We start from the raw sequence: 23,044 nt of genomic DNA, 5'->3' as shown, positions 1-23,044 counted from the left end.
CGCCGCCGCCTGGACCGGCCGGGCCGTCGCCGTGGTCGTCATCGTCACCGGCGTCGCCGTGCGCGACCCGCGCTGGGGCACCACCAGCGCGATCATCGCGGGTGCCGTCGGGGCCTACCTGTGGGTCGGCGCCGCGCAGTCGCAGCGGCTCGGCGCGCTGCTCGAACGCATCCCGTCGCTGCGGGCCGCCGAACTGGTGCGTCCCGGCGTCTTCGTCGCGCAGGAGGCCTCGGTCGCCGAGGCCCTCGACCGCGCGTGGGCGGCCGGTGCCCGCGGCATCGTCACGACCGACCGCGACGGCCGAGCCGTCGCGATCGTCGACGAGCAGCGGATCGGCGCCGTGCCGCCGCACCAGCGGCCGTGGGTGGGGGTGGCGACGGTGGCGCGTCCGCTCGACCAGGGGCTGGTGCTGCCCGCCTCGCTCGTCGGCACCGAGCTGGTCGAGCGGCTGCGCGCCACGCCGGCGCGCGAGTACTACGTCGTCGACGAGCAGGGCGCCCCGGCCGGTGTGCTGACGACCGCCGACGTCGCCGCGGCCCTCGGCACGCCCGCCGGGCGGGTGCCGTGAGCGGCGCGCCGGGCTCAGGCCCCTTCGCGATCGGTGAGCGGGTGCAGCTCACCGACCCGAAGGGACGCCTGCACACGGTCACCCTCGAGCCCGGCAAGCAGTTCCACACGCATCGGGGGGCGATCGAGCACGACGCGCTCATCGGCGCGCCCGAGGGCAGCGTCGTCACCGCCACGTCGGGCACGGCCTACCTGGCGCTGCGTCCGCTGCTCACCGACTTCGTGCTCTCGATGCCCCGCGGCGCGGCGGTCATCTACCCGAAGGACTCGGCGCAGATCATCGCGATGGGCGACATCTACCCGGGTGCGACGGTGCTCGAGGCGGGCGCCGGGTCGGGGTCGCTGACGTGTGCGCTGCTGCGCGCGGTCGGCCCGACCGGCACGGTCATCTCCTACGAGAACCGGGTCGAGCACGCCGAGGTGGCGGTGCGCAACGTTGAGACGTTCTTCGGCGAGCGGCCGCCGAACTGGTCGCTGCGCATCGGCGACGCCGCGACACACCCGGCCGACGAGCAGGTGCACCGCGTGGTGCTCGACATGCTCAGCCCCGAAGAGGTGCTGCCGACCGTTGCGCAGGCGCTGCGTCCGGGCGGTGTGTTCGTCGGCTACATCGCCACGACGACGCAGCTGTCACGCCTGGTCGAGGCGCTGCGGGCCGACGGCGGGTTCACCGAGCCGGCCGCGTCCGAGTCGATGATCCGGGGCTGGCACGTCGTCGGGCTGGCGGTGCGCCCCGAGCACCGCATGATCGGGCACACGGCGTTCCTCGTGACGTCGCGGCGCCTCGCGCCCGGCGTCGTCGCCCCGGCGCGCCAGCGGCGTCCGGCGAAGTCGGCCGAGCCGACTGCGACCGATCCGGACGAGGCCAGGCGGGCCGGCCCCAAGGGGCCGCTGCCGTAGTCCGGCGGGTGGGGCTCAGGCGGCCGGGCCGGCGACCTCGGCGTCGTCGGCGGCGCGCACCACGTGGATGCATTCGCCCGGGCACTCCTTCGCCGACGCGATGACGTCGAGACGCAGGTTCGCGGGCACGTCCGTGCGGGCGCCCGGCGTGTCGAGCAGGTCGCCGTCGGCCGTCTTCACGTACGCGAGGCCGTCGACGTCGAACTCGAAGACCTCCGGTGCGTACTGCACGCAGAGCCCGTCGCCGGTGCAGAGCTCTTGATCGATCCAGACGCGCAGCGCATCGGTCGCTTCAGTCACGGTTGCCGAAACCCTTCAGGAACAGCCTTCGTCGGACGATGTCCTCTGGCATCAGCGTAGTTGGACGCGACGGGCCCTTCGTCCTGTGTAGGGTGGGATTTCGCGAACACTCCGCGACTCTGGGAGGTGGCCGCTCATGGCTCAAGACCCACGCGAAGTCCCCGGTGATGCGCGCTCGCGCAGCGGCGGAGACGCTGAACTGCGGCGCCGCACGGCCTTCCTGGAGCAGGAGCTCGAGCTGCTGCGGGCCAAGGTCTCGGAGTCGCCGCGCCACATGCGCCTGCTCGAGGACCGCCTCGCCGAGGCGCAGGCCCGTGTGTCGGCGCTGAGCGAGCGCAACGACCGCCTCGCCGACACGCTGCGCGAGGCGCGCGAGCAGATGATCACCCTCAAGGAGGAGATCGACCGGCTCGCCCAGCCCCCGTCGGGCTACGGCGTCTTCCTCGAGGCGTTCGAGGACGGCACCGTCGACATCTTCACCTCCGGCCGCAAGCTGCGCGTCGCCGTCTCGCCGCAGGTCGAGGTGTCGACGCTGCAGCACGGCCAGGAGGTCATGCTCAACGAGGCGATGAACGTCGTCGCCGCGCGCGGCTTCGAGCGCGCCGGCGAGATCGTGATGCTCAAGGAGGTGCTCGAGGGTGGCGACCGTGCCCTGGTCATCGGGCACACCGACGAGGAGCGCGTCGTCTACATCGCCGACATCCTGCGCGAGCAGAAGATGCGCGTCGGCGACTCGCTGCTGCTCGAGCCGCGCTCGGGCTACGTCTTCGAGCGCATCCCGAAGAGCGAGGTCGAGGAGCTCATCCTCGAAGAGGTCCCGGACATCGACTACACCGACATCGGTGGCCTGGCGTCGCAGATCGAGGCGATCCGCGACGCGGTCGAGCTGCCGTTCCTGCACGCCGACCTGTTCCGCGAGCACCAGCTGCGCCCGCCGAAGGGCATCCTGCTCTACGGCCCGCCCGGCTGCGGCAAGACGCTCATCGCCAAGGCGGTGGCGAACTCGCTGGCCAAGCAGGTGCAGAAGGTGCGCGGCGGCGACGAGCGGGCGACGTCGTACTTCCTCAACATCAAGGGCCCGGAGCTGCTGAACAAGTACGTCGGCGAGACCGAGCGGCACATCCGGCTGGTGTTCCAGCGGGCGCGCGAGAAGGCGTCCGAGGGCACGCCGGTGATCGTGTTCTTCGACGAGATGGACTCGATCTTCCGGACGCGTGGTTCGGGTGTCTCGTCCGACGTCGAGAACACGATCGTGCCGCAGCTGCTCTCGGAGATCGACGGCGTCGAGGGCCTCGAGAACGTCATCGTCATCGGCGCCTCGAACCGTGAGGACATGATCGACCCCGCCATCCTGCGGCCGGGCCGGCTCGACGTGAAGATCAAGATCGAGCGTCCGGACGCGGAGTCGGCACGCGACATCTTCTCGAAGTACCTGACGCCGTCGCTGCCCCTGCACGCCGAGGACCTCGCCGAGCACGGCGGCTCGGCCGAGGCGACGATCGCCGGGATGATCCAGCACACCGTCGAGCGGATGTACAGCGAGGCGGAGGAGAACCGCTTCCTCGAGGTCACCTACGCCAACGGTGACAAGGAGACCCTGTACTTCAAGGACTTCAACTCGGGCGCGATGATCCAGAACATCGTCGACCGGGCCAAGAAGATGGCGATCAAGGACCTGCTCACGATGAACCAGCGGGGTCTGCGGATGCAGCACCTGCTGGCCGCGTGCGTCGACGAGTTCCGCGAGAACGAGGACCTGCCGAACACGACCAACCCGGACGACTGGGCCCGCATCTCCGGCAAGAAGGGCGAGCGGATCGTCTACATCCGCACGCTCGTCTCGGGCGCCAAGGGCGGCGACTCCGGCCGGTCGATCGACACCGTCGGCAACACGGGGCAGTACCTGTAGGCCTCCCGCTCGGCTTCCGGGCCCGCGTGCGCACCTGCGCCCGCGGGCCCGTTGCCGTTCGTCCGGCGCGTCCGGTGACGGGTTCGGCGTCGAGTGACGGATCTCGCGTCGGGTGACGGATCTCGATGCCGGGTGACGGCGCGACACGCCATCACCCGATGGGCCAGTCCGTCACCCGGTGGGCGGATCCGTCACCCGACGGGCGAATCCGTCACCCGACGCCATCAGTGGTGGACGAAGCGGTAGTACAGCGCGCCGAAGATCAGCACGATGCCGACGTTCGCGGCCAGGCGCGGCCAGAAGTGGTGCCGGAAGACCACGATGTCGACTGCAACGATCGTTGCGACCATCACGACCGCCAGCAGGGCCGTGGCAACGGGACGGGACATGCCGCCAGTGTGACCCGCGCGCGGCGAGCGGCAAGGGGTGAACGGCGGTGAGCCTGACGACGTCAACCCCGTGCGCGCAACGCCTCCAGCAGCGCAGCGCCGTCGGGGGAGCCGAGCCCCGTGCACGCGTCCCAGCCGGGGCCGGCCTGGTAGGCGCCGTTGCTGCCCTCGGTGATGTCGCGGAAGCCGGTCGGGCTCTGCCCGGACGCCGCGCCCGTGTACAGCGCCGGCTGCAGCAGCCCCAGCGGACGGCCGAGCGCCTGGACGAGACGGCAGACCAGCGCTGCCCACAGCGGCGCCACCGCGCTCGTGCCGCCGTAGACGGCGTCCCTGCCGTCGACGAGCACCTGGTAGCCGGTCTGCGGATCGGCGACCGCCGCGACGTCGGGTACACCGCGTCCGGTGGTGCCGGCGTCGGCACGCGCGGGCACGCCGGCCTGTTGCTGCCAGGTGGGCAGCGGGAACGTGTCGCTCACGCCGCCGCCGGTGGCGCCGCCCGACGTGCCGTCGTTCCACACCGTCTCGGCCGTGATGGCGCTGCCAGAGGCCTCGAGCCGCGTGCCGCCGCAGGCCAGCACGTGCGGGCTCGCGGCGGGGAAGTCGCCGTGGGCGCCGCCCGAGGTGCTGCCGGCGGCGTCGGCACTGCCGTTGTCACCGGCCGCGGCGGTGACGGTGATACCCAGGGCGACGGCGTCGGCGAAGGCGGCGTCCATCGCCTGACGGGCCTGGGCCGTCCACTGATCATCGCTCTGGCCCCAGCTGATGCTCATCGACGTCGGTGTCGGCGTGGCGTGCGTCGCCGTGGCGATCGCGTCGAGGAACCCGGCGTCGGTGTTGGGCGCGAAGTAGACGATCAGCTCCGCGCCGGGGGCGATGGCGCCGGCGACCTCGATGTCGAGCAGCACCTCGCCGTCGGCCCCGTTCGGATCCTGGCCGGGGACGTTCGACGCGCCGTCCACGCCGACCGGACGGACGGTCGGGCGGGCCACGCCGACCCGGGCGAAGTAGGTGTCGAGGTCCGCGTCGCCGTAGCCGCCGCCGAGCTCGATGATCGCGATCGTCGTGCCGCTGCCGTCCGTCCCGGTCGGCATCGCGTACAGGTCGGCGAGCCGGGTCGGGGTGAAGCTGCTCGCGCTCGCGGCCGCCGGACGGAACCACGCCCGCGCCTGCCGACGGTCGTCCAGCCCGAGGACGGCGAGCACGAGGCCGTCGAGCCGGCTCGGCAGGCTCAGCGCACCCTGCCGCTGACGGTGCTCGACGGCGGGCTCGGACGACTCGTCCCGGGCGACCTGCAGCTCGGTGCCGAACAGGTCGGCGAGGACGCCGGCGCTGCCGCGCACCCGAACGCGACGCGACGGCATGTGGACGTCGACCACCTCGGCGCCGGCATCGAGGACGACCGAGCGCACCTGCTCGACGTCGTCCGGGTCCGCGCCGTGATGCGCCTCGAAGTCGGACGGGCGCAGCAGCTCGGTCGCGTCCTCGGGCAGGGCCTCACGCCGCCGGAGCACGATCGTCACCTCGATCGGTTCGTCGCGATCGACCGGCCCGACGAGTCGGGCACCGGTGACCGGGCCGCGCTCGCTGCCGGACAGGACCACCCGCGGTTTCGTCATACGTGAGGCATTCCCTGTCGCCGGCCGGAAACCACCGGTCGTCACGGCGGGTAGAGACGCCGGGGGGCCGGTGTGGTTCCGGACGGAAGGATGCAGGTGCGCGCGACAGGTGCAGCGACGGACACCGTGGACGACAGCGTCGGTGGCAGCGGGCTCACCGACGACCAGCTCACCCAACTGCCGAGTCGGCGCACGCCGCGCGCCTACCTGCAAGATGCCGTCGACGGGATCGCCGGCGCGGATCCCGGGCTGAGCCAGCTGCGGCTCGCGCTGCAGGCCGTGCTCGGCATCAGCGTGGCGCTCGTGCTCGTCGAGGTGTTCGTTCGCGTCACCGGTGCCCTGCAACTGGCGCCCGGCGCCGCGCCGCCAGCGGCGGTCGCCTCGGTGAACCACGCGCTGCTCATCGTGTCGATGCTGCTGGCCGGCATGGTCGCGATGATGGCCGGCTTCACGGTGCAGGACGCCACGGTCCGCGGCCAACTCGTCTCTTCTGCGCTGCTGCCGGTGCCCATGCTCGGCGCCATCACCCTCGGCCTGCTGGTCGGCGGCCACCGCGTCCTGTCGCTGGTGTTCCTCGTCGTCGTCATGGCCGTCGCCGTCTACGTGCGGCGCTGGCCGCCGCGTGGCTTCGCGTGGGGCATGGTCGGGTTCAACGGCGCGTTCCTCGGGTTCTTCCTGCACGCCGAGCTCGCGCTGCGCGACGTCGGCTGGCTGGCGTGCGACCTCGTCATCGGCATCGTCGCCTCGCTGCTCGTGCGGTTCGCGTTCTTCCGGCCGGACGCTGCCCGCACCCTCGCCCGCATGCGCCGGTCGTGGATCGCCCGCAAGCGCCGGCTGCTCTCGCTGAGCGTCGAGACGTTGGACGTGACGGACGCCCGCGGCGCGGAGCGCTCGCGTGACCGCTTGCGACGCCAGGTGGTGCGACTGAACGAGTCGACGCTGATGATCGACGCGCAGCTCGCCGCCGCGCGGCCGGACACCGCTGCCGTCGAGGCGCACCGTCTGTTCGACCTCGAGCTGGCGATCTCGAACTGCGCGCGGTTCGCCGCCGCGCTCGCCGTCATCGGGGCGCCGACCGACGTCCGCGCCCGCGCCGCCGACACCCTGCGCGCGCTGCTCACCGACGACGTCGACGCCACGGCCTCCGCGTCCGAGCGCCTGCGTCGCGTGCCGACGCCGGACACCCGCACGGCGGTGCTCACGTCCCGCCTGGCGGCGTCGGCCGACGATGCGGCCCGGGCACGTGCCCGCATGGACACGCCCGTCTCGCCCGCCGAGCGCGCTGCCGCGGGCGACGGCTTCGACCCGGCGGTGCAGCTCTTCAACGGCTTCCTGCCCGGCTCGATGCCGGTCAGCGCCGAGGCGTCGACGACCCGCGGACGCGGCGGCCGGCTCGACCGCGCCGCACTGCCGCCGTACCTGCGCACCACGATCCAGGTCGTCGTCGCCGGCACGCTCGCCGTCGTCGTCGGCGACGCGGTGTCCGGCCCCCGTCTCTACTGGGCCGTGCTCGCGGTGTTCCTCTGCTTCATCGCGGCGACGAACTCGGGCGAGCAGGTGCGGCGCGCACTGTTCCGCGCGAGCGGCACGGCGATCGGCATCGTCGTCGGCGACCTGCTGGTGCACCTCACCGGCGGACACCTGTGGATCTCGATCGCGATCGTGCTCGTCGCCCTGTTCTTCGGCATCTACCTGATCCGCATCAACTACATGTTCATGACGCTCGGCATCACCGTCACAATGTCGCAGCTGTACGTGCAGCTGCACGAGTTCAGCTGGTCGCTGCTGGTGCTGCGTCTCGGCGAGACGGCGATCGGGGTGGCCGCCGTGATCGTCACCGTCCTGCTCATCGTGCCGCTGCGACCTCAACGGGTGTTGACGACGGCCGTGCTGCAGTGGTTCACGGCATTGCGGACGCTGGTCGAGGCCGTGCTCGACCGGCTCGACGGCGTCGCGGACGACGCCCGCCCCGCGTTGCTGCCGTTGGTGCGAGGCGTCGACGCCGCCTATGCCGCGTTGGAGGCCACGGCCGCGCCGCTGCGCAAAGGCACCTTCGGACGCAACTCGGTGCAGCTGGTCGAGTTGCTGTCCGTCGCGGCGGCCGCACGACAGTACGTCCGCTCGCTCTCCGCAGAACTGCAGGACGCCGACCGTCAGGGCGTGCCTCCGCTCACCCTGACGCTGCACGACGCCGCCGAGCAGTTGCACGCGTCCCTCGACGCGATCGAACACCGCATCCGCACCGGTGAGCGCGGCTGCTTCACCCGCTCGGCCGGCCTGCTGGCACTCACGGTCGACGACGTGGGCCGCGAGCGCGCGCCGCTGCGGTCGGCCCTGCGCGACCTCACCCTGCTGGACGGAACGCTCGCGCGGCTCGCGCAGGCACTGGACATGGACGTCCGCGACCACGACACGAGTCCCCCCGACTCGGGTGCCGTCGGACGTGATCTTGTGAGCCGCCAAGGGTAGGAACGCGCCGCCGGACGGACGGTACGCCGCCCGGGCGTTGTCGAGGGGGAGACGTGCGCATCCGTTCCACAGCGGTCACCAGCGTCGTCGCGGCGTTCGCGCTCGCACTGATCGGCCTGGGCGCGGCAGACGCCGTCGCCTCCGTGCCCAACGCGTTCCCGACGCTGCGGGCGACGATCGCCGGGGGGCCGTTCGACGGCACCGACTTCGCAGGCGTCAGCGAGTACGACCCGACCAACATCTCCGGCGGCACCTGCTGCTACGCGCACACCGATGTCATCGACATCGCCACGGGTGGCGGCACACGTCACCGTGCGTTCGCGCTGCACCTCCAAGCGCCCACGGGACAGACCTTCCACACCGGCATGTACTACGGCGACGACGTCTACGGTGTGCGCGGCGATGCCTCCGTCCAGGAGGGCGGCTCCGACTGCGAGGGCGTGCGGTTCACGATCACCGACCTCGCCTCGTCGGGCACCACGGTCACCCGGCTGGACGTCCAGTTCCAAACCTCCTGCAACACCGCCATCAGCAACAACGACGCCACGATCTTCGGCGAGGTCTCGTTCAACGAGCCGTTCACGGCCGGCACCTCGACGGGCGCGCGGTTCCTGCGCTGGCCCGACACCCCGGTCGGCGCGAGCACCCCGGTCAGCATGCCGTTCTGGGTGCGCAACACGACGGCTTCGCCGCTGGTCATCGGGCATGCCGGCCGCACAGGTGCGCAGGCCACCGACTTCCGCGTCGCGTCCGACGGCTGCAGCGGACACACGCTCGCGGCGCACACCGCGTGCGCGATCCAGGTGGTCTTCCACCCGACGGCGGCCGGCGCACGCAACGCCTGGTTGAACATTCCCGTCGGCGCGCGCTCGATCACGACCCAGCTCGTCGGCACCGGCTCACCCGGTACGACGCTGCTCCGCATCCAGAGTCCGGCCGGCGCCTGGGTCGGCGGCGGCGGCAACCACTTCATCCCGAACACGGCGGAGCCGATGCACGTCTCCCCGACCGGGCCCACCCAGTTCGTCGCCAGGCTCGGCGACGAGGGGGTCCAGCCGGAGACCTGGACGGTGCACATCACCGCACCGAGGGGACGGGCGGTCTCCGCCGGCTCGTACTCCACGAGCAGGGACGCCCTGTTCACCTACGCCGGATGGGGTCTGGACGTGGTCGGCAACGGCCAGGGATGCAACGCCGCGGTCGGGCACCTGACCATCACGCAGGCCCAGTACGACGCCGACCAGGCGCCCAGCGTCTTCCACGCGACGTTCTCGTTCAGCTGCCAGGACGCCGGTGCGGGCGGCACGTTGACGGGTGAGATCGAGTACCACGCGACGGCGTGACCGGATGACGCCCGCCGGGCCGGTGATGGCGACCTGAACGGGCCGTTCGACCCCTGCTGCCGTCGAAGACCGGTGGTTCGGTGCAAGGACATCCGTCGCTCCGGAGGCCGCCCCGATGCCCGGCTCGCACCGCACACCTCGTGCGCTGGCGCTCGGCCGTCGAGTCAGCGCGCCGCTGGGAAGGCTGCTCGCCGCGTCGGAGCCGACGCCGTACGACTCGCCCGTCCTGCTGACGGATGTCCTCGCCAGATGGTGGGCCGGCAGGACGGGCCGACGACGTACCCACGTCCTTGATGACCCTGTCTTCCTCGCGCCTGGTCGGTCTTGGACGCGCCACCCGACCGCCCGCGAGGAAGAGCTGATCATCACGGTCACAGGCGACGGCCGCACCGTGCCGATCGAGGTGCGCGAGGGGGTGACAGGGTAGGAGCCTCAGGACGCCCGGCGGCGCGGCGCGGGCACGGCGGACGGGGTGGGGCATGACGGCAGGCGGTGACGGCTCGCGGACGCGCGAGACCGGAGGAACAGCGCTCGCCGGCGTCGCGGCGACGGAGTACCGCGACCAGCTGCAGCGCCTGGTGCAGGTCGACCCGGCCGATGTCGCCAGGGTGGCCGCCGCCGCCGGCGACCCGGTGCCGCGCACGCCCGCCACCGCAACCGAGCCCGCGCCGGTACCCGAGGGGCGGCACTGGGGCTGGCAGGTGCAGCTCTACCAGCTGCGCAGCGCCGACTCGTGGGGCATCGGCGATTACGCCGACCTCGCCCGGCTGGCCACCGGCCTGGCCGCGCTGGGGGCCGACGTGCTGCTCGTCAACCCGCTGCACGCCGAGACACCCGTCGCGCCGTTCACCGACTCGCCGTACTACCCGTCGAGCCGACGAGCGGTCTCGCTCGCGTCCCTCTCGATCACTGCGCTGCCCGAGTACCAGGCGGCCGACCCGGACGCGCGCGCCGCGGTCGACGCGCTGAAGCCGGCATCCGGCGGGCTCATCGACCGGGGTGAGGTCTGGCGGGCGAAGCTCGCCGCGCTCGACCTGCTGTTCCCCGGCGAGGCGGTCGTGCAGCAGCTGCTCGACGGACGGGACGACCAGGAGGCGCTGCGCAGCTTCGCCGTCTTCTGCGCGCTCGCCGAGCAGCACGGTCGCAGCTGGCCGGCGTGGCCGGCAGACCTGCACGAGCCCGGTGCGCACGCCGACGCCACGGCCGATCCCCGCCGCGTCACCCTGCACACCTGGGCCCAGATCCGGGCGCGCGAGCAGTTGCGTGCCGCGCAGGACGCCGCGCTCGCCGCCGGCATGACGATCGGCATCGTGCACGACCTCGCGGTGGGCGTCGACCCCGACGGCGCGGACGGATGGGCGCTGCAGTCACTGTTCGCGTCCGGCATGCGCATCGGGGCGCCCCCGGACGAGTTCAATCAGCTCGGCCAGAACTGGGGGCTGCCCGCGTGGCGGCCGGACCGGCTCGCCGAGACCGGCTTCGCGCCGTGGCGCTCGGTGGTCGAGACCGCGTTCACGCTCGGCGGCGGGCTGCGCATCGACCACATCCTCGGGCTGTCGCGCCTCTGGTACGTGCCGCAGGACGGCGACGCGGCCGACGGCACCTTCGTCAGCTACGACACCGAGGCGATGCTCGGCGCGGTGGTCGACGCCGCGCGCGCCCACGGCGGTCTGGTGATCGGCGAGGACCTCGGCACCGTCGACCCCGCGTTCCGCCGCCGGCTGGCCGAGCTCGGTGTGCTCGGGTCGGCCGTGCTGTGGTTCGAGGGCACCGACGTGGGGGAGTCGCGGCGTCCGGTCGACTGGCGCAGCCTCGCCGCGGCGAGTGTCTCGACGCACGACCTGCCGACGGCCCACGGGTGGTTGCAGGACGAGCAGGTGCGCATCCGCGAGCGGACCGGCGTGCTCGGACGTCCGCCCGCCGACGAGTACCGCGCGGCGGCGGCCGAGCGGCAGGCGCTGCTCGACCTGCTCGTGGCCGAGGGCCTGCTCGACCCTGCTGACACCGGCGACGCCGACAGGGTCGTCGACGCGATGTACGGCGCGCTGGTGCAGTCGCCGAGCCGGATCGTGCTGGCGGCGCCGGGCGATGCGGTGGGTGACCTCCGCCAGCCGAACCTGCCCGGCACGGTCGACCAGTACCCGAACTGGCGGCTGCCGCTCGCCGACGGGCAGGGGCAGGAGGTCTCGCTCGAGGCCTTCCTCGCCGCGCCGGGCACCCGCCGGCTGTCGCGACTGCTCGACGAGGGACTGCGGCGGGCACCACGCCAGGGGTGATCACTACGGTCGAGGAGTGAGCTTCTGGGAGGGCGTGCTCGTGCTCGTCGCCGGCGTCTGGGCCGGGGCGATCAACACGGTCGTCGGTTCGGGCACCCTGGTGTCGTTCCCGGTGCTGCTCTACGTCGGCCTGCCGCCGGTGACGGCGAACATCAGCAACACGCTCGGGCTGTTCCCCGGATCGTTCACCGGCGCGTACGGCTACCGGCGCGAGCTGCGTGGGCAGGGGCGCCGCGTCGCCGTCCTGTCGAGCGCCGTCGTGCTCGGCGCCGCGGTCGGGGCGGTGCTGCTGCTGCAACTGCCGCCGGGGGCGTTCAAGGCGATCGTGCCCGCACTCATCGTGCTGGCGCTGCTGCTCGTGATCTTCGGCCCGCGGCTCACCGCCCGCCTGCGCTCGACCCAGCATGCCGCCTCAACGGAGGTGAAGCCTCCGCTCTGGGGTGCGATGGCCTTCACCGGCGTGTACGGCGGCTACTTCGGCGCGGCGCAGGGCGTGCTGCAGATGGGCTTCCTCGGCCTCTTCCTCGACGACACCATCCAGCGCCAGAACGCCCTGAAGAACGTGCTCGCCGGTCTGGTCAACCTCGTCGCGGCGATCGTCTTCGTGATCACCGCCGAGCGGATCGACTGGGCGGCGGCCGGCCTCATCGCGCTGGGCTCGATCCTCGGCGGCGGGCTCGGCGCGCGCATCGGGCGGCGGCTCTCGCCGACGGCGCTGCGCGTGGTGATCGTGGTCGTCGGCCTCGCCGCGCTGGTCAAGCTGCTCGTCTGACCGCGGTGCCGTCCCGCTAGGGTGGGTCGATGCCCGACTATGTGCTGCGGATCAGCTACGGCGAGGACGACGAACCGGTCGACGTGCCGCTCACCGGCCTGTCGCCCGAGGACGCCGAGACCAAGCGCCAGGCGCTCGCCCACGAACTGCAGAGCGGCATCGACATGCACGCGCCGCCGGTCTCGCTCGCGAACCTCGACGCCGACCTGCCCGACGTCACCGTCGACACCGGGCGCGTCACCGAGGTCGACCTGCTCGACGCCGACACGGCCTGACGTACCGCACTGCCCCGCGTGATCCCCGATCCGGCGCTGGTGGTGCTCGTCGGCGCGTCCGGCAGCGGGAAGTCGACGTGGGCGGCCGCGCGCTACCGCGGGCCCGAGATCGTCTCGTCCGACGACCTGCGCGGCGTGGTCGGCAGCGGGCGGCACGACCTCGACGCCACCGACGACGCGTTCCGGCTGCTCGAGGACATCGTCGCGGCCCGGGTGCGGCGCGGGCTGACGTGCGTCGTCGACACCCTCGGGCTGGATGCTGCACGTCGCCGGCGGTGGCGGGCGCTCGCCGAGGCGGCTGGCCTGCCGGCCGTCGTCGTCCGCTTCGACGTGCCTGCGCCGCTCGCACGCTCGCGCAACGCGGCCCGCGCCCGGCCCGTGCCCGCGCCCGCGTTGACCGCGCAGCTCACGCGCGCCGCGACGGTCGGCGACGAACTCGCCGGCGAGGGCTGGACGTCCGTGGTCACCGTCGCGAGTGACGAGCCCTCGCGCCCGGTGACGGATCGAGACTCGAGCGAGCCGGCCGCATCGTCGTCACCCGACGCACGCACCGGGCTGCGGTTCGTGCTGCAGCTGTCGCGCTTCCCGTGGGGCGACGACCCGCACGCGTGGCTGCGCGACGTCGCGCTCGCCGCCGACGAGGCCGGGTTCGCCGGGCTCGCCCTCATGGACCACCTGATCCAGATCCCGCAGGTCGACCGCGCGTGGGCGCCCATCCCGGAACCCTGGACGACCCTCGGCCTGCTCGCCGGCCTCGACACCCGGCTGCAGCTCGGCACGCTCGTCTCGCCGGTGACGCTGCGCGCGCCCGGGGTGCTCGCGAAGGCGGCCGCGACCCTCGACACCCTCAGCGGCGGACGCGCCTTCCTCGGCCTCGGCGCCGGCTGGTTCGAGCGCGAGCACGCCGCCTACGGCCTGCCGTTCCCTCCCGCCGCCGAGCGGCTGCGGCTGCTCAAGACGGCGGTGCCGGCGATCCGCGCGCTGTGGGCGCCCGGCACGAAGGCCGCGGCCGGGCTGCCCGAGACCACCTGTTACCCGCGTCCGGTGCACGACATCGAGGTGATCGTCGGCGGCTCCGGACGCCGCACCCTGGCCATCGCCGCCCGGCACGCCGACGCCGCCAACGTCGCGACCGGCGCGCTCGACGGGGCGCTGCCGGTGTTCGACGCCGTCCGCGCTGAGGCCGGACGGGATGTCGCGATGACGGTGCTCGACGTCCCGGTCGTCGGGCGCGACCGCGACGAGGTGTGGACGCGGGTGGAGACGCACCGCGGCCGCACCGCCGCCGCGGCCTTCGCCCGCCGGCACTTCGCCGGCACGTACGGCGAACAGCGCGACCGCTACGCCCGGCTCGCCGACCGCAACGTGCGCACGGTGTTCCTCGCGCTGCCGCACCTGGCCGGCGCCGACGACGTGCTCGCCGCCGCCCTGATGCTGCGCCCCTGAGGGTGATCGACACCCGTCCCACCCGGTCGGCGCCGGTCCAGGCGGGTGTCGATCATGACGGCGCGTCTGCGAGGGTGGCGCCATGCCCACCTTCACCCGCGCCGGCGCGACGATCGCCTACACCGACACCGGGGCCCCCGACACACGTCCCGACGCCCCGACCATCGTCTTCGGCCACGGCCTGCTGTTCAGCGGCTGGATGTTCAGCGCCCAGATCGCCGCGCTGCAGGCCGATTTCCGCTGCGTCGCCATCGACTGGCGCGGCCAGGGCGCCTCGCCGGTCGCCGAGCGCGGCTACGACATGGACACCCTCACCGACGACGCCGCAGCGCTGATCACCGAGCTCGGCGTCGCGCCCGTGCACTGGGTGGGCCTGTCGATGGGCGGCTTCGTCGGCATGCGGCTCGCCGCCCGGCGTCCGGAGCTCGTCCGGTCGCTGACGCTGCTCAACACCAGCGCCCACCGCGAGAGCCCGAAGAACACCGTCGAGGACCTCCTCCTGGCCGGCGTCTACCGCACCTTCGGCATCGGGCCGGTGCGCGGGCAGGTCGAGCAGGTGATGTTCGGGCCGTCGTTCCGCGCCGACCCCGACAGCAAGCGGATGCGCGACGAGTGGATCGCGCGGCTCTCGGCGTCGCCCCGCGGCGGCGTCACCGCGGCGGTCATCGGCGTGGTGAGCCGCAAGCCGGTGCTCGCCGAACTCGGTCGCATCACCGCCCCGACGCTCGTCGCGGCGGGGGAGTACGACCGGCCGACACCGCCCGCCCGCGGCCGCGCCATCGCCGGCGCCATCGCCGGCGCGCGGTTCGAGACGATCGCGGGCTCAGGCCACTCGTCCACCATCGAGCGACCGGACGAGGTCACCCGGCTGATCCGCGAGCACGTCAGCGCCCGCTGAGAAAGATCAACACCCGTCCCGACCGGTCATGACCGGCTGGAACGGGTGTTGATCATGCTGGGGGAGCTACTCGGCGGTGACCAGCCCGCCGGCCGCGCCGACCTCCTGCACCAGGGTGTCGCTGTCGCCGAAGGTGTGCGCGATGACAGTCACCCGCTTGAAGTAGTGGCCGACCGGATACTCCATGGTCATGCCGATGCCGCCGTGCAGCTGGATCGCCTCCTGACCCACGTGCCGCGCGGCGTTGTCGACGCCGATCTTCGCCGCGCGGATCATCGTGCGCCGCTGCGTCGCGTCGTCGGACTGCACGGCCAGCTTGGCCAGCAGCGCGAGCGAGCGGGCCTGCTCGAGCGACACGTACATGTTCGCGGCGCGGTGCTGCAGCGCCTGGAAGACCGCGATGGGCTTGCCGAACTGGACGCGGGTCTTCATGTAGTCGACCGTCATCCAGAGCATGCGGTCCATGGCACCGACGGCCTCGGCGCAGAGCGCGGCGGTCGCGGTGTCGAGCACCGATTCGATGACCTCGAGCGCGTCGGCCGGCTCGCCGAGCGCGATGGCGGGGGCGTCGGCGAAGAGCAGGTCGGCGCCTCGCTGTCCGTCCTGCATGGTGTAGCCGTCACGCTGCACGTCGGCGCCGGCGACGAGGAACAGCCCGATGTCGCCCGACGGCGTCTTCGCCGAGACGACCACCTGGTCGGCGGTGTCGCCGGCGAGCACGGCGATCTTCTCGCCGCTGACCGTCCAGCCGTCGCCGGCCGGCGTGGCCGTCGTGGCGATGTCGGTGAGCGAGTAGCGCGAGCCGGCCTCGGCGTAGGCGAACGCGAGCACCGTCTCGCCCGCCGCGACGCCCGGCAGGATCGCGGCTTTCTGCTCGGGCGAGCCGGCGTTGGCGATCAGCGCGCCGCCGAGCACGACGGTGGCGAAGTACGGCTCGAGCACGAGGGCGCGGCCGAAGGACTCCATGGCCACGGCGAGCTCGTCGAAGCCCATGCCGGCGCCGCCGTACTGCTCGTCGAACGGCAGCCCGAGCAGGCCGAGCTCGGCGTACTGCTTCCAGAGGTCGCGGCTCCAGCCCTCGCCGCGGGTGAGGTCGAGGCGGAAGTTCGGCGTGTAACGCTTCTCGAGTAGCTGGTCGACGGTCTCGCCGAGCAGCTTCTGCTCGTCGGTGAGTTCCAGATCCACGGGTGTGTCGTCCTCGTCAGTCGGTCGGGCTCAGGGGTCGGAGCTCAGAACTTCAGGATCGCCTTGGCGATGATCTGCCGCTGCACCTCGTTCGAGCCCGCGTAGATCGACGCCTTGCGCCAGTTGAAGTAGGTCGGCAGGGCGTCGACAGCGCCCTCGGTCGGCTCGGCGAAGCCGTCCGGCACGCCGTAGTCCTCGCGGTAGGCGAGCGCCTGCGGGCCGAGCGCGTCGACGAGGAGCTCGGCGGCGTCCTGCTGCAGTTCCGAACCCCGCAGCTTCAGCACCGACGACACCGGGTCGGGCATGCCCGGCGGCAGGGTGTGCTCACGGGCGAGCACGCGCAGCACCGACATCTCGAGCGCGGCGGTCTCGACCTCGAGCCGCGTGACCCGGGCACGGAACAGCGGGTCGTCGAGCAACGGGCCGGCGAGGCGCTTCACGCGGGCGATCCGCTTCTTGATCATGCCGATCGCGGCGTTGCTGGTGCGCTCGTTGCCGAGCAGGAATTTCGCGCACGTCCAGCCCTTGTTCTCCTCGCCGATGAGCTGGTCGGCCGGCACGACAACGTCCTCGAAGAAGACCTCGTTCACCTCGCGGCCGCCGTCGATCAGCTGGATCGGGCGCACGGTGACGCCGGGCGAGCGCATGTCGATGAGCAGGAACGAGATGCCGCGCTGCTGCTGCGCGGTCGGGTCGGTGCGGACGAGGTTGAAGATCCAGTCGCCGTACTGACCGAGCGTCGTCCACGTCTTCTGGCCGTTGACGATGTAGTTGTCGCCGTCGCGCACCGCGGTCGTCTTGAGCGACGCGAGGTCGGAACCGGCGTTCGGCTCGCTGAAGCCCTGCGACCACCAGATGTCGCAGTTGGCGGTCGGCGGCAGGAAGCGCTGCTTCTGCTCGTGGTTGCCGAAGGTCGCGATGACCGGGCCGACCATCGCCGTGTTGAACACGACGGGCGGCGGCACGTAGTTGAGCACCATCTCCTCTGCCCAGAGGTGGCGCTGCACGGCCGTCCAGTCCTTGCCGCCCCACTCGACCGGCCAGTGCGGCACGGCGAGGCCGTGCTTGTTCAGGATCTGCTGGGTCTGGACGACGTCCTCCTTGGACATCTCCTCACCGCGCTTGACCCGTGCGCGGATGTCCGCGGGGATCTCGGTGGTGAAGAACTCCCGCATCTCCTCCGCGAACGCGCGGTCTTCCTTGCTCAGCGCGAGATCCATACCGGCTCCTGTCGTCTCGTCACGTACCTACTGCAGGGTAACCAGATCGCGCGGCCTGCAGCTCGGCGGCAAGCCGGTCGACGATCACGGCGGCCGCCGCGGTCTGCACGCGCCGCCAGCCGGTGCCCGCCCACATGCCCGCGACGTCCGGATCGCCCGCCCTGACGGCCGCCGAACGCAGTGGACGCGTGAGGTGGTGCACCTGCGGATAGGCCTCCGGCGCGGTGGCCGAGTGCTCGCGCGCGAAGCGGTTCAGCAGGCCGCGGGCGTAGCGACCGGAGTACGCGCGGGTCAGCACCGTCTCGGTGAACGCGTCGCTGTGCAGCGACGCGCGGTGCACGGCAGCGGTGCCGGCCTCGTCGGCGTCCAGGAAGGCGGTGCCGAGCTGTGCGGCCTCGGCGCCGGCGGCGAGCACGGCGGCGATGTCGGCGCCGGTCATGAGGCCGCCGGCCGCGACGATCGGCAGCGCGGTCGTGTCCCGCAGCTCGGCGAGCAGCATGCCGAGCGGGGTCGTGTTGGCGCGGCGGTCGAGGAAGCTGCCCTGGTGCCCGCCCGCCTCGGTGCCCTGCGCAGCGAGGAAGTCGGCGCCGACGTCGGCCGCCGCGCGCGCCTCGGCGACGGAGGTGATGGTGACGCCGACCAGCACGCCCGCCCCGTGCAGCATCTCGATCTCGGACGCGGTGGGGCAGCCGAAGGTGAAGGTCGCGCTGTGCGGGCGCTCTTCGGCCAGCAGGGCGAGCTTGGCGGGGTAGTCGTCGTCGTCCCAGCGCGGCTCGCCGAGCGGGACGCCGATGCGCTCACTCTCGGGCTGCAACTCGGCGATGTAGGGGCCGAGGTCGACGTCCTGCCGCGGCGCGGGCACGAACAGGTTCACCCCGAACGGCCGATCGGTGAGCGTGCGGAGGCGGCTGATCCGCTCGGCGAGGTCGGTCGCGGCGAGGTACCCGCCGGCGAGGTAGCCGTAGCCGCCGGCGGCCGCGACCGCCGCGGTGAGTTCCGGGGTCGACGGCCCGCCGGCCATCGGCGCCTGCACGATGGGCAGCTCGCTCGGCACGATCACGACCTCCAGTGTCGTCATCTCGGCGGCGGCCGGGGTGTGGGATTTCCTACGCTCGCGGTCATGGACACCGCGGGCGTGCGCCGGTTCAGCCAGTTCGTCGAGTGCCTGCACGCGCCGGTGTACTTCGCCCCCGAGACGCAGGCCGAGTACGCGGCGCTCGGGCTGCGCGGGTTCTGGCGGGGGTACTTCGCCGGGCGGGCCGCCGCGCTGGGGCCTGCCGACGCGGCGACCGTCACCCGGCTGTTCGGCGGCTTCGCGCCGGCGATGGTGGCGCGCGCGATCCCGTCGGTCTGGGACGTCGCCGCGCCCGGCCTCGTGCTGGACGCGCGGGCCCGGGGCGCCGTCGCGGCGCTGTACCGGCTGCTCGGTGAGCACGCAGCGCTCGTGCCCGACGCCTCGGCGGCGCTCGTCGCCGTCGCCGACGGCGCGGTGCTCGACGGGTGCGAGCTCGCGGCCGCGCACGCCGCCTTGCCCCGCGTCGACGAGCCGTGGACGGCGCTGTGGCAGGCCGCCACCGTGCTGCGCGAGCTGCGTGGCGACCTGCACCTCGCCGTGCTCGCCGAGCACGCCCTGCCGTGGCCCGAGCCGCACCTGCTGCTGGCCGGGCTCGGCCGGCTCGACCCGCGCCAGCGCGACCACCGCGGCTTCACCGGGGACGAGTGGGCCGCCGCCGAGGACCGCCTGCGCACCCGCGGCCTGTTCGGCACCGACGCGGGGCGCGAGCTGGCCGGGACGATCGAGTCGCGAACCGACGCCGCGTTCGCCCGGGTGGTCACCGTGCCGGACGGGGTGGTCGAGCAGCTCCGCCCGCTGGCCCTCGCCGCGTCGTCCGAGCTGCCGTTCCCGAACGCGATGGGGCTGCCGCGTCCGACCTGAGCGCCGAGGTCGGTGCCGAACCGACGGATTGTCCCGCTCCACCGGGACAATCCGGCCGAGGAATCCGGAGCTGCGGGACAAGGCGCCCGGGCTTCCCGGCGCTGCGGGACAAGCGGGCCGCGGCGGGTCAGTCCGACGGCAGCGGCTGGTCGGGGCAGCGGGCGAGCACGCGGGCGATCGCGTCGTGCTCGGCCGGCGTCACCCAGAGGTGGTACTTGCGCTTCACCGCCACCTGCCGCGCGACGTAGGCGCACCGGAATCCCTTGTCCGGCGGCAGCCAGGTGGCGGCGTCCCCGTCGCCCTTGGCCTGGTTCGTCGGGCCGTCCACGGCGAGCAACTCCAGTGGGTCGTTCGCGAGAGCGACGCGCTGGTCGAGCGCGAGCTGCTGCGCGCCGGTCTGCCACGCGTCCCCGAGCGCCACGACGTGATCGATCTGGACGCGGATCGACCCGGGCCCGCGCACGAAGTCGATCACCCGCCCGGTGTACGGGTCGTGCAGCGTGCCGGCGAGCGCGACGCAACCGTGCGTGTCCGGCTTGATGACCAGGTCGGTGAGGTCGCGGCGCAGGATGTCGTTGCGCGTGTCGCACCCGTTGTGGCCGTCCGGCGCGTCGTTGTCGTCGGTCCACGTCGTGCCGAACAGCGCGCGGTCGTAGCCGGTCATCGGCGCGCGTCCCTTCACCGGCAGGGTGCCGAGTGCGGCCAGTGCGGTGCCCGCGGGTGCTGCCGACGAGGACGATGCCGTCGAGGGGGCCGCGCTCGACGGCGGCGGCGCGGTGATTGGGGCCGACACCCCGGTGCAGCCGGCGACGACCAGCAGTGCGCCGGCGGCAGCAGCGGCGCGGATCACCCGAACAGCCTGCCGCACGCGCCCTTGGCCCCCTGCAACGGTCGCTGGGGTGATCGCGTGGCGGCCACTGCGGGGGACCGAGCCGACCTCGTACGGTGAACGACGTGCGCGTCGCGACCTGGAACGTCAACTCGGTCAAGCAACGACTGCAGCGGCTGCTGCCCTGGCTGGACGAACGGCGTCCCGACGTCGTCTGCCTGCAGGAGCTCAAGCTCACCGAGGACGCCTTCGTGACCGTGCTCGGGCCGGAGTTCACCGAGCGCGGCTACGAGATCGCGGCGAACGGCGAGGCGCAGTGGAACGGCGTCGCCATCCTGTCCAAGGTCGGGCTGGACGACGTGGTGCGCGGGCTCGAGGGCGCGCCCGGCTATCCAGAGGTGGGCGGCCCGCAGGAGGCGCGCGCGATCGCAGCGACGTGCGGCGGGGTGCGCGTCCACTCGCTCTACGTGCCGAACGGACGCGAGCCCGACAGCGACCACTACCGCTACAAGCTCGAGTGGCTGAAGGCGCTGCGCGACGTCGTGGCCGCCGGCCCGGCCGACGCGATGGTCTGCGGCGACATGAACATCGCGCCCGCCGATGCGGACGTCTTCGACCCACGCGCGTACGAGGGGCACACGCACGTCACGCCCCCCGAGCGGCAGGCCCTGGCCGAGCTGCACGCCCTCGGGCTGCGCGACGTCGTCCGCGACCGCTGGCCGAGCGAGCGGGTGTTCACCTACTGGGACTACCGGGCCGGCATGTTCCACAAGGACCTCGGCATGCGCATCGACCTCGTGCTGGCCGGGGGAGCGGTGCCCGGACGGGTCGCCGCGGCCTGGGTCGACCGGCAGGCGCGCAAGGGCACCGGCCCGAGCGATCACGCCCCGGTGATCGTCGATCTCGACACCGCGCCCGACGGTGACATTGGCCCGATGGTGCCGCCGCCGTCCGCGGCGCGCCCCACGAGGGGGGCCAGGCTGCCGCAGGCCAAGTAGCCTTCGGCGCAGCACCCGCGGGGCAGGAGGAGTCGTGCAGACGGTCGGGCTCACGTGGCAGCACTCGTTCGAGGTCGCTGCCGTCGTCGGCGCGACCGGCGCAGCGCTCTCGCTCGCGCCCCGCGAGCGGGTGCGTTTCGTCGGCGCCTTCCTGCGCGAGGCGGCGGTGATCGGCGCGCTGTACGGGCTCTGGCGGCTCGCCGGCACCTTCTCGGTGACCGGCGTCGAGCACGCGATGAGCCGGGCGCGCTGGATCCAGCACGCCGAGCACGTGGTGGGGCTGCCGGGCGAACGCTCGGTGCAGGACCTCATCCTCGGCCACTCGCTGCTCGTCCACGTCGCCAACTGGTACTACGCGACGATGCACTTCTCGATGATGCTGGTCTTCCTGGTCTGGCTGTTCGTGTGGCACCGCGACCAGTACCGGCCGGTGCGCCAGGTGATGGCCTGGACGACCCTCGGCTGCCTGCTCGTGCAGCTGGTGCCGGTCGCGCCGCCACGCATGATCCCCGGCATCGTCGACACCGCCGCGCAGTACGGCGAGTCGGTCTACAGCAACGGGTTCGCCTTCGACCAGATGGGCGCGATGCCCTCGGTGCACGTGGCCTGGGCCTTCGTCGTCGGCTGGTACGCCTGGCGGGTCGGCACCAGCCGCTGGCGCTACCTCGCGCCGGTGCACACCGTCCTCACCGTCTTCGTCGTCGTCGCCACCGGCAACCACTGGTGGGCCGACGGCATCGTGGCGGTCGCGATCCTGGTCGTCGCCGCCTGGTCGGTGTACGGCGTCCGCACCGCCTGGCAGCACGTCCGTGCCCGGGCGCGGACGGTGCCCGAGGGCCCGACGGTGCCGGAGCTCGAACCCGTAGCCTGATCGCATGTCCGTGCGGCGCGTGATGGGGACCGAGGTCGAGTACGGCGTCAGCCTGCCCGGCCAGCCTTCGGCCAATGCGATGTTGCTGTCGGCGCAGGTCGTGAACGCCTACGCGTCGACCCTGCCGGCCGGACGCGCCCGGCGGGCCAGCTGGGACTTCGAGGAGGAGTCGCCGCTGCGCGACGCCCGTGGCTTCGACCTCGGTACCGGCTCGGTGGCGCAGGAGTTCATCGAGGCCGAGGAGGACGCCGGGATGGCGAACGTCATCCTGCCCAACGGCGCCCGCCTCTACGTCGACCACGCGCACCCCGAGTTCAGCGGCCCGGAGGTCACCAACCCGCTCGACGCCGTGCGCTGGGACAAGGCGGGCGAGCTGGTCATGCTGGAGGCGGCGCGTCGCGTCGCCGCCATGCCGGGCGTGAACAACCCGATCAACCTGTACAAGAACAACACCGACAACAAGGGCGCCAGCTACGGCGCGCACGAGAACTACCTGTGCCGGCGCGACACCCCGTTCGCCGCGCTCGTACGTCACCTCGTGCCGTTCTTCGCCACCCGGCAGGTGATCACCGGCGCCGGCCGGGTCGGCATCGGGCAGGACGGCCGCACCGCCGGCTTCCAGATCAGCCAGCGGGCCGACTTCTTCGAGGTCGAGGTCGGGCTCGAGACGACCCTGAAGCGTCCGATCGTCAACACCCGCGACGAGCCGCACGCGGATGCCGACCGCTACCGCCGGCTGCACGTGATCATCGGCGACGCCAACCTGTCCGAGATCTCGACCTACCTGAAGGTCGGCACCACCGCGCTCGTGCTCGACATGATCGAGGCCGACTTCCTCGCCGACG

The 23,044-nt window shown here is 72.8% G+C and carries 20 protein-coding genes and 1 pseudogene; 14 read left to right on the top strand and 7 right to left on the bottom strand.

All coding sequences use genetic code 11. From position 1 onward, the window contains the following. Together ACTHMS_RS17970 and ACTHMS_RS17965 are read left to right on the top strand one after the other, a co-directional pair. Nucleotides 1-568 (top strand): annotated as a pseudogene (locus ACTHMS_RS17970) (site-2 protease family protein); the annotation flags it as partial. Beyond that, entirely contained in the window at nt 565-1,467 is a 903-nt protein-coding gene (locus ACTHMS_RS17965; protein WP_440308031.1) for a tRNA (adenine-N1)-methyltransferase, read from the top strand. The pseudogene ACTHMS_RS17970 and the gene ACTHMS_RS17965, both read left to right, overlap by 4 nt. A 15-nt stretch (nt 1,468-1,482) precedes the next feature. Here ACTHMS_RS17965 and ACTHMS_RS17960 read toward each other — a convergent pair whose 3' ends face one another. Further along, nucleotides 1,483-1,767, bottom strand: a complete 285-nt coding sequence (locus ACTHMS_RS17960; protein ID WP_440308030.1) for a ferredoxin — start codon at nt 1,765-1,767, stop codon at nt 1,483-1,485. 199 nt (nt 1,768-1,966) lie between these two features. Here ACTHMS_RS17960 and arc point away from each other — a divergent pair, with 199 nt between their 5' ends. Beyond that, the gene (gene arc / locus ACTHMS_RS17955; RefSeq protein WP_440308032.1) at nt 1,967-3,676 is read left to right on the top strand and encodes a proteasome ATPase; all 1,710 of its coding nucleotides are present in this window, start codon (nt 1,967-1,969) and stop codon (nt 3,674-3,676) included. Nucleotides 3,677-3,900: 224 nt separating this feature from the next. Here the strand turns inward: arc and ACTHMS_RS17950 are convergent, their stop codons facing one another. Beyond that, nucleotides 3,901-4,065, bottom strand: a complete 165-nt coding sequence (locus tag ACTHMS_RS17950) for a hypothetical protein (protein WP_440308029.1) — start codon at nt 4,063-4,065, stop codon at nt 3,901-3,903. A 62-nt stretch (nt 4,066-4,127) separates the two neighbouring features. Beyond that, the gene (locus tag ACTHMS_RS17945; RefSeq protein ID WP_440308028.1) at nt 4,128-5,681 is read right to left on the bottom strand and encodes a S53 family peptidase; all 1,554 of its coding nucleotides are present in this window, start codon (nt 5,679-5,681) and stop codon (nt 4,128-4,130) included. A 126-nt stretch (nt 5,682-5,807) separates the two neighbouring features. Between ACTHMS_RS17945 and ACTHMS_RS17940 the strand changes: the two genes are divergently transcribed. From ACTHMS_RS17940 to ACTHMS_RS17910, 7 genes are all read left to right on the top strand, one after another. Then, a complete protein-coding gene (locus ACTHMS_RS17940) occupies nt 5,808-8,150 on the top strand; it encodes an FUSC family protein (protein WP_440308027.1) in 2,343 nt (780 codons plus the stop codon). 53 nt (nt 8,151-8,203) lie between these two features. After that, nucleotides 8,204-9,493, top strand: a complete 1,290-nt coding sequence (locus ACTHMS_RS17935) for a hypothetical protein (protein WP_440308026.1) — start codon at nt 8,204-8,206, stop codon at nt 9,491-9,493. A gap of 479 nt (nt 9,494-9,972) precedes the next feature. Continuing rightward, nucleotides 9,973-11,769 carry a 4-alpha-glucanotransferase gene (locus tag ACTHMS_RS17930; RefSeq protein WP_440308025.1) on the top strand — a complete coding sequence of 599 codons (1,797 nt, stop codon included), beginning with the start codon at nt 9,973-9,975 and terminating at the stop codon, nt 11,767-11,769. A gap of 16 nt (nt 11,770-11,785) precedes the next feature. Then, the gene (locus ACTHMS_RS17925; protein WP_440308024.1) at nt 11,786-12,541 is read left to right on the top strand and encodes a sulfite exporter TauE/SafE family protein; all 756 of its coding nucleotides are present in this window, start codon (nt 11,786-11,788) and stop codon (nt 12,539-12,541) included. Between the two features lie 29 nt (nt 12,542-12,570). Then, on the top strand, nt 12,571-12,816 hold the full coding sequence (locus ACTHMS_RS17920) for a hypothetical protein (protein WP_440308023.1): 246 nt from the start codon (nt 12,571-12,573) through the stop codon (nt 12,814-12,816). A gap of 18 nt (nt 12,817-12,834) precedes the next feature. After that, entirely contained in the window at nt 12,835-14,262 is a 1,428-nt protein-coding gene (locus ACTHMS_RS17915) for an LLM class flavin-dependent oxidoreductase (protein WP_440308022.1), read from the top strand. Between the two features lie 82 nt (nt 14,263-14,344). Next, nucleotides 14,345-15,160: an alpha/beta fold hydrolase gene (locus ACTHMS_RS17910; RefSeq protein WP_440308021.1), complete on the top strand. Its 816-nt coding sequence runs from the start codon at nt 14,345-14,347 to the stop codon at nt 15,158-15,160. A gap of 66 nt (nt 15,161-15,226) precedes the next feature. Here ACTHMS_RS17910 and ACTHMS_RS17905 read toward each other — a convergent pair whose 3' ends face one another. Genes ACTHMS_RS17905 through ACTHMS_RS17895 form a run of 3 tightly spaced genes read right to left on the bottom strand, consistent with a single transcriptional unit; the run spans nt 15,227 to nt 18,625 of the window. Next, nucleotides 15,227-16,345, bottom strand: a complete 1,119-nt coding sequence (locus tag ACTHMS_RS17905) for an acyl-CoA dehydrogenase family protein (RefSeq protein WP_440308020.1) — start codon at nt 16,343-16,345, stop codon at nt 15,227-15,229. 44 nt (nt 16,346-16,389) lie between these two features. Continuing rightward, nucleotides 16,390-17,565, bottom strand: coding sequence for an acyl-CoA dehydrogenase family protein (locus ACTHMS_RS17900; RefSeq protein WP_440308019.1), 1,176 nt, complete (start codon nt 17,563-17,565; stop codon nt 16,390-16,392). Between the two features lie 19 nt (nt 17,566-17,584). After that, nucleotides 17,585-18,625 (bottom strand): nitronate monooxygenase, encoded by a 1,041-nt coding sequence (locus tag ACTHMS_RS17895; RefSeq protein ID WP_440308018.1) that lies wholly within the window; start codon nt 18,623-18,625, stop codon nt 17,585-17,587. Nucleotides 18,626-18,685: 60 nt separating this feature from the next. Between ACTHMS_RS17895 and ACTHMS_RS17890 the strand changes: the two genes are divergently transcribed. Further along, the gene (locus ACTHMS_RS17890) at nt 18,686-19,501 is read left to right on the top strand and encodes an SCO6745 family protein (protein WP_440308017.1); all 816 of its coding nucleotides are present in this window, start codon (nt 18,686-18,688) and stop codon (nt 19,499-19,501) included. Between the two features lie 127 nt (nt 19,502-19,628). Here ACTHMS_RS17890 and ACTHMS_RS17885 read toward each other — a convergent pair whose 3' ends face one another. Beyond that, the gene (locus ACTHMS_RS17885) at nt 19,629-20,351 is read right to left on the bottom strand and encodes an HNH endonuclease family protein (protein WP_440308016.1); all 723 of its coding nucleotides are present in this window, start codon (nt 20,349-20,351) and stop codon (nt 19,629-19,631) included. Nucleotides 20,352-20,455: 104 nt separating this feature from the next. Here ACTHMS_RS17885 and ACTHMS_RS17880 point away from each other — a divergent pair, with 104 nt between their 5' ends. The 3 genes from ACTHMS_RS17880 to ACTHMS_RS17870 all read left to right on the top strand — a co-directional run. Next, entirely contained in the window at nt 20,456-21,328 is an 873-nt protein-coding gene (locus tag ACTHMS_RS17880; protein ID WP_440308015.1) for an exodeoxyribonuclease III, read from the top strand. 34 nt (nt 21,329-21,362) lie between these two features. After that, nucleotides 21,363-22,199, top strand: coding sequence for a phosphatase PAP2 family protein (locus ACTHMS_RS17875; protein ID WP_440308014.1), 837 nt, complete (start codon nt 21,363-21,365; stop codon nt 22,197-22,199). A gap of 4 nt (nt 22,200-22,203) precedes the next feature. Next, the coding region (locus ACTHMS_RS17870) for a proteasome accessory factor PafA2 family protein (protein WP_440308013.1) at nt 22,204-23,044 on the top strand (841 nt) is incomplete at its 3' end.

The organism is Jatrophihabitans sp. (genome assembly GCF_051960575.1).
Classification (GTDB): Bacteria; Actinomycetota; Actinomycetes; order Mycobacteriales; family Jatrophihabitantaceae; genus JBQCEE01.
This window is presented reverse-complemented; position numbering and strand designations above follow the sequence as displayed.

Coding starts and splice junctions, on each gene's coding strand:
- ACTHMS_RS17950 (WP_440308029.1), bottom strand. CDS start 4,065: ATGTCCCGTCCCGTTGCCACGGCCCTGCTGGCGGTCGTGATGGTCGCA.
- ACTHMS_RS17945 (WP_440308028.1), bottom strand. CDS start 5,681: ATGACGAAACCGCGGGTGGTCCTGTCCGGCAGCGAGCGCGGCCCGGTC.
- ACTHMS_RS17930 (WP_440308025.1), top strand. CDS start 9,973: ATGACGGCAGGCGGTGACGGCTCGCGGACGCGCGAGACCGGAGGAACA.
- ACTHMS_RS17920 (WP_440308023.1), top strand. CDS start 12,571: ATGCCCGACTATGTGCTGCGGATCAGCTACGGCGAGGACGACGAACCG.
- ACTHMS_RS17910 (WP_440308021.1), top strand. CDS start 14,345: ATGCCCACCTTCACCCGCGCCGGCGCGACGATCGCCTACACCGACACC.
- ACTHMS_RS17900 (WP_440308019.1), bottom strand. CDS start 17,565: ATGGATCTCGCGCTGAGCAAGGAAGACCGCGCGTTCGCGGAGGAGATG.
- ACTHMS_RS17890 (WP_440308017.1), top strand. CDS start 18,686: ATGGACACCGCGGGCGTGCGCCGGTTCAGCCAGTTCGTCGAGTGCCTG.